The sequence below is a fragment of the Microcoleus sp. Pol11C3 genome (assembly GCF_036701485.1).
Taxonomy (GTDB): Bacteria; Cyanobacteriota; Cyanobacteriia; order Cyanobacteriales; family Microcoleaceae; genus Microcoleus.
On the sequence record NZ_JAUBQW010000165.1, the window covers coordinates 1 to 12,686 of the forward strand.

12 protein-coding genes are annotated in these 12,686 nt (G+C 45.1%); 7 read left to right on the plus strand and 5 right to left on the minus strand.

Features of this window, described 5'->3' with window-relative positions:
- Window positions 1–435 precede the first annotated feature (435 nt).
- The 4 genes from QUA40_RS25070 to QUA40_RS25085 all read left to right on the plus strand — a co-directional run bounded on the left by QUA40_RS25070 (window position 436) and on the right by QUA40_RS25085 (window position 3,375).
- Entirely contained in the window at window positions 436–1,533 is a 1,098-nt protein-coding gene (locus tag QUA40_RS25070; protein ID WP_333130909.1) for a phosphotransacetylase family protein, read from the plus strand.
- Between the two features lie 278 nt (window positions 1,534–1,811).
- A complete protein-coding gene (locus QUA40_RS25075) occupies window positions 1,812–2,315 on the plus strand; it encodes a hypothetical protein (RefSeq protein WP_039887610.1) in 504 nt (167 codons plus the stop codon).
- 15 nt (window positions 2,316–2,330) lie between these two features.
- Window positions 2,331–2,747: an MAPEG family protein gene (locus QUA40_RS25080; protein ID WP_333130929.1), complete on the plus strand. Its 417-nt coding sequence runs from the start codon at window positions 2,331–2,333 to the stop codon at window positions 2,745–2,747.
- Window positions 2,748–2,883: 136 nt separating this feature from the next.
- Window positions 2,884–3,375, plus strand: a complete 492-nt coding sequence (locus QUA40_RS25085; RefSeq protein WP_333130911.1) for a YajQ family cyclic di-GMP-binding protein — start codon at window positions 2,884–2,886, stop codon at window positions 3,373–3,375.
- Between the two features lie 90 nt (window positions 3,376–3,465).
- On the opposite strand, the gene QUA40_RS25090 is transcribed toward QUA40_RS25085, so the two are convergent.
- The 5 genes from QUA40_RS25090 to QUA40_RS25110 all read right to left on the minus strand — a co-directional run bounded on the left by QUA40_RS25090 (window position 3,466) and on the right by QUA40_RS25110 (window position 9,296).
- Window positions 3,466–5,127, minus strand: a complete 1,662-nt coding sequence (locus QUA40_RS25090; RefSeq protein WP_333130913.1) for a mucoidy inhibitor MuiA family protein — start codon at window positions 5,125–5,127, stop codon at window positions 3,466–3,468.
- A 63-nt stretch (window positions 5,128–5,190) separates the two neighbouring features.
- On the minus strand, window positions 5,191–5,790 hold the full coding sequence (locus QUA40_RS25095; RefSeq protein WP_333130915.1) for a Uma2 family endonuclease: 600 nt from the start codon (window positions 5,788–5,790) through the stop codon (window positions 5,191–5,193).
- Window positions 5,791–5,903: 113 nt separating this feature from the next.
- The gene (locus QUA40_RS25100; RefSeq protein ID WP_333130917.1) at window positions 5,904–6,794 is read right to left on the minus strand and encodes a methylenetetrahydrofolate reductase; all 891 of its coding nucleotides are present in this window, start codon (window positions 6,792–6,794) and stop codon (window positions 5,904–5,906) included.
- Window positions 6,795–6,932: 138 nt separating this feature from the next.
- On the minus strand, window positions 6,933–7,943 hold the full coding sequence (trpS, locus tag QUA40_RS25105; protein ID WP_333130919.1) for a tryptophan--tRNA ligase: 1,011 nt from the start codon (window positions 7,941–7,943) through the stop codon (window positions 6,933–6,935).
- A gap of 237 nt (window positions 7,944–8,180) precedes the next feature.
- Window positions 8,181–9,296 (minus strand): HlyD family efflux transporter periplasmic adaptor subunit, encoded by a 1,116-nt coding sequence (locus tag QUA40_RS25110; RefSeq protein ID WP_333130921.1) that lies wholly within the window; start codon window positions 9,294–9,296, stop codon window positions 8,181–8,183.
- A gap of 331 nt (window positions 9,297–9,627) precedes the next feature.
- Here QUA40_RS25110 and QUA40_RS25115 point away from each other — a divergent pair, with 331 nt between their 5' ends.
- From QUA40_RS25115 to QUA40_RS25125, 3 genes are all read left to right on the plus strand, one after another.
- Window positions 9,628–9,852: a secretion protein HlyD gene (locus QUA40_RS25115; RefSeq protein ID WP_333130923.1), complete on the plus strand. Its 225-nt coding sequence runs from the start codon at window positions 9,628–9,630 to the stop codon at window positions 9,850–9,852.
- 168 nt (window positions 9,853–10,020) lie between these two features.
- Window positions 10,021–10,203, plus strand: a complete 183-nt coding sequence (locus QUA40_RS25120) for a hypothetical protein (protein ID WP_333130925.1) — start codon at window positions 10,021–10,023, stop codon at window positions 10,201–10,203.
- Window positions 10,204–10,341: 138 nt separating this feature from the next.
- Window positions 10,342–12,552: a peptidase domain-containing ABC transporter gene (locus QUA40_RS25125; RefSeq protein ID WP_333130927.1), complete on the plus strand. Its 2,211-nt coding sequence runs from the start codon at window positions 10,342–10,344 to the stop codon at window positions 12,550–12,552.
- Window positions 12,553–12,686: the final 134 nt, after the last annotated feature.

Here is a 12,686-nt window from a genome sequence, read left to right on the forward strand (position 1 = left end):
ACTTGTTCGTAAGTCATCAGTTTTTCCTCTCTATCACCTTACTATTGCCCTTATTGGGGACTTTTGCAAGAGGTCTATAGTTAAATTACCACTTCTACAATGTTATTATAATTTTATAAAAATCGGTATTAATATCTAACCTCAGTAATAAAAATGGCTAAAATTTTTATAATTAAAATCGGTTTTCAAAGGAAGCAGGGGCGAGAAATCATTATCAAAAACGGCTGGTAAAAAAAACAATTTAAAAACTACTTTCCCAAAATCAAGTAACAAAGAATGGGAAGAAAAGGGTTGCGAACAGGTGAATAAAAAATTTTCGTAAAAAAACAATCTGCCCAAAAGCGACAAAATCGAGTATAATAGTATTTCCAAATTGAGTCGCAGTTCAGAAATACTGTAGAAAAAACTAAATTTATTGAAATAGACAGGTGCAAATTGAGGATTGAAGGCGTACCCAAATTGACTAAATATTTGCTGATCGGTTCCACAAAAGCTTACAGTGGCAAGTCTGCCATCGCCCTAGGGATGGCACTCGGACTTCGGGCAAAAGGACTGGCCGTCGCCTACGGCAAACCTCTGGGAACCTGTTTCAGCTCCGAGGGAGCTGGGATAGAGGACGAAGACGTGCGGTTCGCGGTAGAGACGCTGAAGCTCTCAGAAAGTCAGATGCCGTCAACACTGCTGTATTTGGATGAAGAGACGGTTCACAAGCGTTTGCGGGGAGAAGACAAGACAGATTATCGCCAGTCTTTAGCGCAATATTTGCAGGCTCCTAGCGGAGACTTGGTGCTGTTAGAAGGCCCAGCTAATTTGGAGGAAGGCAGTCTGTTTGACTTGTCTTTGGCTCAAGTCGCTGAGGCAATTGATGCCTCTGTGCTGTTGGTAGCCCGCCCGATCGATCTGTATATAGACGATTTGCTGTCGGCTAAACAGCGTTTGGGTTCGCGGTTGCTGGGCGTGGTACTCAATGACGTTCCCTCGGACAAACTCGAATCGGTAACGGCGACTGTGCGGCCTTTTCTGGAGGCTGCGGGTATTCCAGTTTTGGGAATGCTGCCGAGAAGTGCTTTGCTGCGAAGTGTCAGCGTCAAAGAATTGGTGCACCAATTGAAAGCTGATGTGCTGTGCCGTCGAGACCGTTTGGACTTGATGGTGGAAACCTTGACAATTGGCGCGATGAATGTTAGTTCAGCTCTGAAGTATTTCCGCAAAGCGAGAAATATGGCGGTGGTGACGGGGGGCGATCGCACGGACATTCAGCTAGCGGCTCTGGAGAGCTCGACTCAGTGCTTAATTTTGACAGGCCACTTGCCTCCTTCTCCCCTAGTGATTGGCAGGGCAGAAGAAATGGAAATTCCGGTTTTGTCTGTTGATTTGGATACCTTAACCACGGTAGAAATTATCGACAGCACCTTTGGCAGCGTGCGCCTGCACGAACCGATCAAGGTGGAATGCGTTACTCAGCTAATGGCAGAGCATTTTGACCTTGAGGGTATGATCGCATCCTTATGCCTGGGCGATCGAGTCCATTAAGAAGGCAGCCGGCTCTGAGGGAAGAAGGTATTCGGCAGAAAGAACTTTTTGTTTAAATAAATAAAAAGCCAAAATTCTTAAATTCTCAATTTTTCTTGAATTCTACCTTGAGCTGGGGCTGCCGAATGTCTTCAGACCTACTGCCTTCTGGCTTCCTCAAATCTCCAGATCCTCTAGTCTGATTCCGTAAATCAGCAATTCTTAACTTCTTTTTGGCGGCAATGGCTAGTGAGTCTGCTAAAATCCACAACGTAGTTTTATTTAATTTAATAAATTCTTTGAGTCAATCAATTGAGCTACCCAGAGTAGATGATTTTTTACAAGAACTTGCGGCGATCCAGCAAACCAGCTCCAAGCGGATTGCTCTTTTGGGTTCTCGCCACGTTCCTATTACCCACCAGCAGCTAATTGAGATGCTGAGCTACGCCATAGTTCTGGGAGGCAATCAGCTCATCACTTCTGGCGCTACAGGCACCAATTCAGCCGCAATTCGGGGGGCAATGCGAGCAGATCCTAATCTGCTGACAGTGATTTTGCCGCAAAGCATGAGCCGCCAGCCCCGGGAGTCTCGCGACCAGCTCGAACAAGTGATACATTTGGTAGAAAATCCCAAAAATGACAGTTTGTCTCTCCCGGAAGCAAGCGCCATGTGCAATCAGGAGATTATTTCTCGCTGCCAACAACTGATCTGTTTTGCTTTTCACGAAAGCCACACTTTGCTGAAAACTTGCCAGGATGCGGAGGAACAGCGCAAGGTGGTTACTCTGTTCTATTTTGATTGAAATGCGAGGCGGATGATGCTGTTGGGATTGCCTGTGTCGGTTATTCTGCTTGATTGTATTGCTGTTGCTGCTGCGCTGGTTTATGCACCGTTTTTGGTGGTTGCGTTCGCCCGCTTGCAGCTAGGCTATGACCAAGCAGCCCCCCGCGCTATGTTTGAGAGGTTGCCTGCTTACGCTCAGCGGGCAACTTGGGCTCACCAAAATTCGTTTGAGACGTTTATGCTGTTTTCAGCGGCGGCTTTGATGGCTTTTGTGACGGGGGTAGATTCGGAGGCGGCGGGTTGGGCTGCGATCGCTTTTACGATCGCCCGATTGTTGTTTTCGGTTTTCTATATTCTGAATGTGCCGCTGGGGCGATCGCTCATGTTTGCGATTAGTTCTTCTTGCACTGTTTCTTTATTCTATTTCAGTTTAATAGCTGTTAATGGCTAATTGTTATTAGTCACTGGTCATTAGTCATTAGTCATTAGTTAAGAGACGCTTAATTAATGACTAATTATTAACTACTAATTACTAATTACCCATTACAATTACCTCTTACCAATTACCCATTACCAATTACTAATTTATGGCTGCTAGTTATTCCTTTGATATTGTCAGCGAGTTCGATCGGCAAGAATTAGTTAACGCTGTTGACCAAACAGTGCGGGAAATTCAAAGCCGCTACGACTTGAAAGATACCAAAACTACCGTGGAATTGGGCGCAGAATCCATAACTGTCAATACGGACAGCGAATTCACTCTCGATGCAATTCACACTGTTTTGCAAACTAAAGCCGCCAAGCGGAATTTATCTTTGAAAATTTTTGATTACGGCAAAGCTGAGCCTGCTAGCGGCAGTCGCGTTCGTCAAGAAATTAAACTTAAAAAAGGGCTCACTCAGGAAATCGCAAAACAGATTACTAAGTTAATCCGCGATGAGTTTAAGAAGATTCAAGGTTCGATTCAAGGAGATGCAGTGCGGGTGTCTGCTAAAGATAAAGATGATTTGCAGTTGGTGATTCAACGCTTGAAGCAAGAAGATTATCCGGTGGCTTTGCAGTTTACAAATTACCGCTAGATTTGAGAGTTTATCGGGACTTCAGTCCTCATAGTTCTGGCGGATAAGGACTAAAGTCCTGATTATAAACAAGTTTTTACCTACTTAATATTAAATATCTAAACCCGTGACTGTTAAGTCGGGAGGATGTTCGACAACAAACTGGTAATATAACTCTTGCTTTGCTTGCGGTGGCAGAGACATTATCCATTCTAGCAGTCCCATTTCACCTGCTACTATCTTCGGATTAGTGAGAGTCGATCGCACTTTAATTTGTTCATTACGGCTGACTGGCAATTGCTCTTTTAGTGTCAGGTGTACCTGCACCTGATGCAAGTTTGTCACATTTAAGCGATAAGCGTAACTCGTGCGCCTCTGCTGACCGATCAGCTTTTTATCTACTTGTCTTTCTACTAATTCCCGCTCTATTTTTAGCCCTTCGTCTATTCCTAAATTCAGTGTAAATTCTTGTCCTGGCGAAACATTTTCTAACTGCACACTGCCGACAAAAGTGTTGTCGCGGAAAATATTTGCTTTACCGGGCAGCAGGGTTGCACCTGTCAGCGGATTCACAGCAACTGCTTGCAAATAGGCAAAACTGACTAATCGCGGAACGGCTATATATTCAGGCTTTAAGGGATAATTTTCGCTAAAAATCGTCACTTTGTGGGGTGTACCGTCGCTGGGAATGTTGCTATTTCCGCCTACTTGAAATGAGACAGTGCCTCCTTCTCTTGATACTTTGGCTGTGGCTGTTGTAGCGTCTATGGGTTCGGGTGCGGCAGCAGCAGGGGGCATAGCCATCATTGCTAATGGTGCCGCGTCTGCCATATCTAATTCATAGTATGTTCCCATTTCGGGTGCCGCAGGCTGTCGGCTGCGTGTCATCATAAGTTCTCGGGTTTGAGGAGATTTTGGGTAAACAGTATCGATAAACCAGGGTGCGAGTTTTGGCGGCAAAGTTCCCATTCCCGGTTTTGCTGTGGATAAAGTCAGCCCTACTCCCGTCCAATCTTCGCCTGTATTGTGATTGACTTCGGCTAGGTAATTGAGATTGATTTGGTTGTTGGTAGTATTTACTCGCAAGTCATAAAGGGGAGTCCAACAGGCTTGCGTGACTACATAGGAAACTTCTAGTTCAAAATTGCCGCTGCCGCTTGGTTCTATGGCAACAATGATGTTAAAACTTTGCTGAGAATGGGGAGTTTGTACTTGCCGCAACTGCAGCAGCAAAGCTTCTATTTGCTTGTCTAATTCGCGCTGCTGTTTTTCGTGTTGGGCGATCGCACTTACATATTTTAGGTAATTAGTTCCTAAAAAGTTGAGCAATTCGCCAGTTTCGTTTAAACCTACCTGCTGTTTGGCGATGCTGCTGGAAAAGAAACCGACGCTTTTTTCGCTCAAACCTTCCACAAATTTGAGCTGAATTTTTCGGGCGGTTATTTTGTCGTTAATTCCCCGTCTTTGGGTTTGTAATCCCTGAATTTGTTGTGTTAATTCGGCAGTGCGATCGCCCACTGGTTCGCTGCTAAACACTGTTTCGGTTCGCACTCCCAGCAATCGCACTGCAACTGTACCCGCACCCGTGGCCCTGACTGACTCTGTTTCGAGGGTTGCGGGAACAGAGGCGATCGCCAATTCTCGCTCATTTCCCGTCAAGGCCACCGTGCCGCGGCGCGTCACCAAAGCGCGATCGGTATAAACTGTAACTTCTGATATGCTAGTATTTAGTGTTTTAATGGTATCAGAATTAAGTATTTCTGAGTCAGTCATTGCCAGTGGCTCCTATTTAATAACCGTTTAGTCGATCGAGCTATTTCAAAAATAGTTTATTGGTCAATTTTCCCGATCGCCCATTCCTCTAGAAAACTCCTCCAGCGCATCCAAAGGGGAAGCAAACAAAATACAGCGTTTGAGCAACGACAAGTCTAACTCCGGCAGTATTTCACTGCTAGTAATGCGATCGTAACCTTCCTCTCGCAGATGGTAAAGCTCTAGAGTGCCATCTTCCCAAAACCAGACTTCCGGGACTCCCATCAGTCGGTATTTCTGAAGTTTAATCGGACTACCGCTAGTGATAACAATCTCAATACATAAATCTGGCACATCTTTAATAGTTCCGAAACAATAAGACAAATCTGCCTGATACTCGACTTGCTCTTCGACAATCTGACTATAAGTACCGCTGGGAAAAAATACAATTCTTCTTTGCAGAAAATACTGTCCCATTAGCAAGCCCATCAAACACCTAATCGCTTCATCCAACCTTCCAGTACCAACAATTTCTAAAACTCCCTCACAATAAAATAAGCGTACATTCGGCACGTCTTCAAAGCCAGCTCGAATGGCCTTGAATTGATTCCATGTCACACCGCGCCAAGTGAAACGTTGTTCGATTGCGGGAGAAGTGGTTGGATTGTCTACAGTTTGAAGCATGATTGTTTTATTGATGTTCAAAATGGTAGCGCGGGAGTGGGCGGGTTTATGAGTTTACGAAATCGTTAGTTTTAGGAATTGATAATTGGTAAAAGCCGCCCCTACGTTTAATTTTAGCTCAGTGGCTCGATTCCTGCCAAATCCAAAATTTGAGGAATTAAATCTTCTCGTTTGACAGCCATCATGTGAACTCCTTGACAAATCTGCCGCGCTAGTTTGACTTGTTCGGCAGCAATTTTTATACCTTCCTGCAAGGGTTCGGGAGCTTTTGCCAAACGGTCGATCGTCTCTTGGGGTATGTGAACTCCCGGCACATTTTTTTTAATAAATTCAGCATTTTTAGCTGATTTAAATAGAAAAATTCCTGCTAAAATTGGCTTGTTGCAGCCAGCAGCAATGTGGTGCATAAACTTATCTAAAACGTCAAAGTCTGTAATTAATTGACTCTGAAAAAACTGGGCTCCTGCTTCTACTTTTTTATCGAATCGGCTTTGCAAACCTGACCAACTGGGGGATTGCGGATCGACAGCAGCACCGACAAATAAATCAGTAACTCCGTCTGTTAAAGGTTTGTCATTCCAGTCTTGGCCACCGTTCATTTTTTGAATGACTTGCAACAGCCGCACTGATTCCAAATCGAATACACTTTTGGCTTTTGGATGGTCGCCTGCTTTGACTGGATCGCCAGTGAGTGCCAAGATATTATGGATGCCTAAAGCGTGGGCTCCCATGAGATCCGCTTGCAGGCCAATTTGATTGCGATCGCGACAAGCAACTTGACAAATTGGCTCTATTCCGTGCTGCACTAAAATCGCCGAAACTGCTAGCGGGCACATTCGCAAAACTGCGCGACTCCCGTCTGTGACATTAATTGCGTGAACTCTGTTTTTGAGGCGTTCAGCCATTTGAATTGTGTGAGTTATGTCGCCACCTTTTGGCGGGGCAACTTCGGCGGTAATTATAAATTCTCCGGGGGTGGTGCAGGCTGTGCGAAAACGGTTCATGATTATTTGTCTGTTATTGGTTATTTGTTATTTGACAGTTGACAGTTGACAGTTGGCAGTTGTTACTGGGCAGTTGGCAGTTGGCAGTTGTCATTCTTAACCAGTAACCAATAACCAATAACAACTCACAACTCACAACTAAACAGGTAAAGAATAACCGAAAGCGGTCTTAACCTTAGTTAGAGTTTGATTAGCAATAGCTTCTGCTTGTTCTCTTCCGCGACGTAGTACAGACTCTAAATATCCCGGATCGTCCATTATTTCCTTGTATTTATCCTGAATTGGTTTGAGGGCATTAATTGTCGTCTCTGTCAGCAAGGGTTTAAATTCTCCCCAACCCATGTTTTCACACTCGGTTGCTACTTCTTCCTTAGATTTGCCGGAAAGCAGGAGATAAAGTGTCAGCAAATTTCTAGCTTCGGGGCGATCGGGGTCGTCAAAAGTCAAACCGCGCACGGCATCTGTTTTGCAGCGCTTGATTTTTTTGGCGATCGTATCTGGCGAATCCAATAAATTAATTCGACTTTGTTCGGAAGGGTCAGATTTCGACATTTTGCGCGTACCATCTGTCAAACTCATCACCCTCGCACCGTCAGTCCGAATTAACGGTTCGGGAAGTTTCAATACTGGCTTTTCGAGTGTGCCGAATTGGTGATTTAATCTGATGACAATATCGCGGGTGAGTTCCAAATGCTGTTTTTGGTCTTCTCCCACTGGCACTTTGTCGGCATCGTAAAGCAAAATGTCTGCTGCCATCAACACGGGATAATTTAGCAAACCGGCGTTGACATTTTCACCTTGTTTAACTGCTTTTTCTTTAAACTGAATCATATCTTCGAGCCAGTTAATCGGCGTAATACAGTTGAGCAGCCATGCTAGTTCTGTGTGCGCCGAGACGTGGGATTGCACGAAAATAGTAGAATATTCTAAATCGATGCCACAAGCTAAATAGAGTGCGGCGATCGTGTAAGTGTCGGAGGCTAGAGTTGCTGGATTGTGCGGTGCGGTAATTGCGTGCAAATCGACTACGCAGAAGTAATTTTCGTACTGACTTTGACCTTCTACCCAGTTGCGAATGGCACCGAGATAATTGCCGAGGTGAAGATTGCCTGTTGGCTGAACTCCAGAAAGAACGCGCTGTTTGCCCATGAGGAAAGAATAGAATTGAACTCACATTTCTATTTTGACACGTTATTTTGATTTAAGATACTCTTGGTTGAAATTCACATCTTGCACTATTGTCAGCAACGGGCTAGAAGCCCGTTCCACTTTTAAGACATCTGTAGAGACATTACCTTGCCGTTTCCTTACCTTTTTAAATATCTGTAGGGAGACGGCAAGGCCGTGTCCTTAGCCGTAGCGTTTAAGAAATGGGCTTGAAAGCAATTACCAATCTGTCAGCAACCTTGCTTTGCGTAGAACAAATGTCAGAACTGTTTCTTCGCCGGTAATAATATCGGCTCTGCCCTCCATTCCCGATTGAATCGAATACTGGCGGGGGACATTAGCCTGGGAGTTTCCGAAGAATTGGCTGTTGGCGGATTGGAGTTTGGTTAAATAAGTTTGTTCGGGCTTAATTGCCACTTCGTAATAAGCTGTACCTAAATTATTAGTGGGATTTTGAGTGGCGATCGCATCTGGGGCGATTTCGCTGACGGTTCCTTTTAATGTGCCGTAATCGGGGAAAGGCAAAGCCGAAATCCTGATCTGTACGGGTTGGCCGATTTGGATGCGGGCGATGTCTTGGGATGTCACCTTGGCTTTGACTACCAGGGGTACGTCGCTGGGGACGATTTGGGCGATCGCGCTGCCGGCTTGTACGGTTTGACCAGTATTTTGTACTTCCAATTTGAGAATTGTACCATCAGCGGGCGCGCGGATCACGCTATTTTCGAGTTTTAACTCAATTTGATTGAGCTCTTTTTTCGATTGAATCAATTGTTGTTGAAGGGACGATCGCTTGACGAGCAAAACCCGCCGACTTCGGCCCAGTCTCTCGGCGACATCCGGCAGCGATGTGGCGAATTTTATTAAAGCGGATTCGATTAATTCCTGTTGGGCGGAAGTTTCACTTTGGATGCTTTTAAATTGGGCGCTGGCCAAAATTTGATTTTCTAAGTCGCGCAGTTGCTGGTTGATTTGTTGTGCTGCTGTTTGAGACTGATTAATTATTTCTTGTAACTGCTTTTTTTGAGCGTCCAAACGCGAACCGTCTATAACTGCGATCGCATCTCCTTCTTTTACTGTCTGATTCTCGCTGACAGCAATGCTTTCGACGGTTCCTTCGGTGGCTGCTTGCACGACGCGCACTTCTCCGGCTGGACGGACGATCGCGTCTGCTTTGACTGTAGCGCTGTATTTGGTGACGCTAGCGAGGGCGATTGCCCCGCCAAAGGTCGCCACCATCAAAATGCCCCCCAAAGTCGTCCAGCGGCTGACAGGGGGCAAAAACTGGTCGTTATCAAAGGTTTCAGCGGGTGTGGCTTCGGGAGTGAGAGACATGGCGGCAAGGGGGAGAGGGGAATAGTTGGGAGTTTGGAGTTTTGAGTTGGGAGGGAGAGATCGCTGATTTGTTTTGTCACTTTTGCGATCGGCTTTCCGGAAAGCAAGTGTAGGTTTAGAAGTCTAAATCAAAATTCACAGGGTAAAGGTAAAAATCCGCACAGCTTTGCCGTTGTCACCCACAAACTTCGCCAAATATCAAGAGGAGTGAAGCCAACGGGCTACAGTCAGGAAAATATGGGATTTTTGCAATGACTTTTGGCACTGTTACCGGGTTTTTCCTGTATGCGTACGTAGTAAGTAAGTACATAGGTATTAATAGGAGTTCTTTATGTCAGAAAATCAACACCATTCACTCTTTACCGAACTAAGCGATGGAGAATCTGCCACTGTCAACGGTGCCAGCATTACCAGCGGTGTCAGCGGCGCTAACAGCAGCGAGACCGATAACAGCAGCACCGATGGCCCCAATATGCTGTTTTTCCTGCCGCCGCCTAGCCAGCTTTATCTGTACGATCCCAGCCGCGATCGCCCTTACAAAACCCTAGTGGTTTAAATAGCTGAGTCAGGTTTTCCGATCGGCTAAACTTTGAAAGTTTATCCGTAATATTCCGGAGAACGATCGGCCTTTGAGAAATATAGATTAGTAGTTAAACGATACTAGAAAAATTCAATAGTTTCTAGTTTGTATTCACTCAATTTCATCAACCAAACGGAGTCTATCATGCAAGAAACTACAGACACCTCACTGTTTACTGAAGTCACCCCTGAAGAATCTGCCAGCGTCAACGGTGGCTACTATTATTCGACGACAGACAACTACAACTGTTACCGCAGCGCGACACGTCACATTGTGTACCGCCGGAATTGTGATGGTACTTTCAGAGCAGTAGCTCGCTACTGGTAAAGTTCAGTGCTGTCAATTCAGCTCGATCTATTGATGTGAATTAATAAAGCACCCATAAGTTTATGGGTGCTTTGTTCTGATTGGGTAATCGGTGAGGGGTAATGTTCATTAGGCTCTACTCATTATTCATTTTGCCAAATGTTAAAGAACATTCCTTTTCTCCGAGAAATGCCTTTCTCCGGACAAGTAAATAGGTTGATGAAATATCAGGTTGTGCTCCAGCAGAGCGAAGAAGATTGCGGTGCAGCTTGTCTGGCTTCGATCGCCAAATTTTACGGACAGAATTTTACAATTAGCCGCTTGCGAGAATTTGTCGGTACGGGCCAGCAAGGAACGACTTTACTGGGTTTGAAACAAGGCGCTGAGGCGATCGGCTTTAATGCTCGATCGGTGCGAGCAGCCGCTGCAATTTTAGACAAGCTCGATGATGCCCCTCTACCGATGATTATTCACTGGAATGGCTATCACTGGGTTGTTTTGTACGGAAAACAGGGCGACAAATATGCGATCGGCGATCCGGCTGTCGGTATACGTTATGTTTCTAAAGCAGAATTAGCAGCAGCTTGGACAGATTGGCTGTGTTTGCTAGTAGAACCTGATGCGGAGCGGTTTTTTGCGGCCGCAGAGGGTCAACCGCCCGCTAATTCTTTACAAAAATGGATGCGCCGGATTAGGATTTATCGCCCGATTTTAATGGAAGCATTTTTGCTGAATGCAGTGTTGGGTTTGCTGTCAATTTCTTCGCCTTTTCTAGTTCAAATGCTCACCGACGACATTCTGGTGCGGGGCGACCGACAACTCCTGGCGAGTGTGGCGATCGCAGTTATAGTTATGAACCTTTTTAGCAGCAGTTTAGGATTGGTACAGTCTAACTTAATTGCTCAGTTTTCTCAGCGTTTAGAATTGGGATTGGTTATGGAATTTGCGCGGAAATTTCTGCGATTGCCTTTGAGTTTTTACGAAACCAGACGCAGTGGCGAAATTGTCAGTAGATTACAAGATATCCAAGAAATAAATAAATTAGTTTCTCAAGTCGCTATCAGCTTGCCTAGTCAATTTTTTATCGCTGTCGTTTCTTTTATTTTTATGTTATTTTACAGTAAGGAACTGACGCTGGCAGCTACACTGATCGCTCTGTTAATGACTGCCTCTACAGTGGTGTTCCTGCCCGTATTGCAGCAAAAAACGCGCAGTTTATTTGTGCTGGAAGCCGAAACTCAAGGCGTTTTAGTCGAAACTTTTAAAGGCGCGCTGACTGTCAAAACTACTAGCAGCGGTCAGCAACTTTGGGAAGAATTTCAAAGCCGCTTCGGTCGCTTAGCAAAGCTCACTTTCCGCACTACACAAATTGGCATTCTCAACAATATATTTTCTGGTTTTGTTGCCTCTGCTGGCAGCATTACTCTGCTGTGGCTTGGTAGCGGTTTGGTGATTGACAAGGTATTGACTATAGGTCAGTTGCTAGCGTTTATTAGCATGAATCAAAACGTTACTACTTGGGTGAATTCGCTAGTAGGATTTACTGATGAGATGACTCGCGTGCAGACAGCTACTCAACGGCTGTCGGAAGTCATCGATGCTGAACCGGAAACTAAAGACGATACGAAGAAACCTTTTGTAAATATTCAAGACCGCGACGGTATTGTTTGCAAAAGTGTTAGTTTTCACTACCCCGGTAGACTTGATTTGCTGGAAAATTTTTCTGTCACGTTTCCCGGCGCTCAAGCAATTGCTTTGATCGGCTATTCTGGCTGCGGAAAAAGTACGCTAGCTAAAGTAATTGCTGGTCTGTATCCGCTGCAATCTGGTAATATTAGAATTGGTGGCTACAACTTGCAGGATTTGTCTCTCGACAGTCTGAGACAGCAGGTAGTATTGGTTCCTCAAGAAGCACATTTCTGGAGCCGTTCGATTGTCGAAAATTTTCGTTTGGGCAGTCCAGATATCAGCTTTGAACAGATTGTTAAAGTCTGCAAAATTGCGGGGGCGGATGAATTTATCAGCCAATTGCCGGATAAATATCAAACTGTTTTAGGGGAGTTTGGAGCGAATATTTCTGGCGGACAAAGACAAAGATTGGCGATCGCCCGCGCAATTCTCAACAACCCGCCCGTATTGATTCTAGACGAGTCTACCGCAGGGCTTGACCCCGCAAGCGAAGCGGAAGTATTAGAAAATTTATTGATGTACCGGCACGGGAAAACGACTATTTTTATCAGTCACAGGCCACGAGTGATCGATCGCGCTGATTGGATTATCATGTTAGAACGCGGCAGGTTGAAAATGCAAGGGTCGGCTGCAAAATTGCGATCGATTCCAGGAGACCATTTAGAGTTTTTGCATCCTTGAACAGATTTGTAAATTTGTAGGGTGCGTTATTCAAGAACCTACCTTAGGAATGAGAATTAAATAGGGCTTGCTGAATAATCGATCGCATATTGCGTGGCGAAAGGTTTCGAGCGGGCGATCGAGAGTAAAGTGCA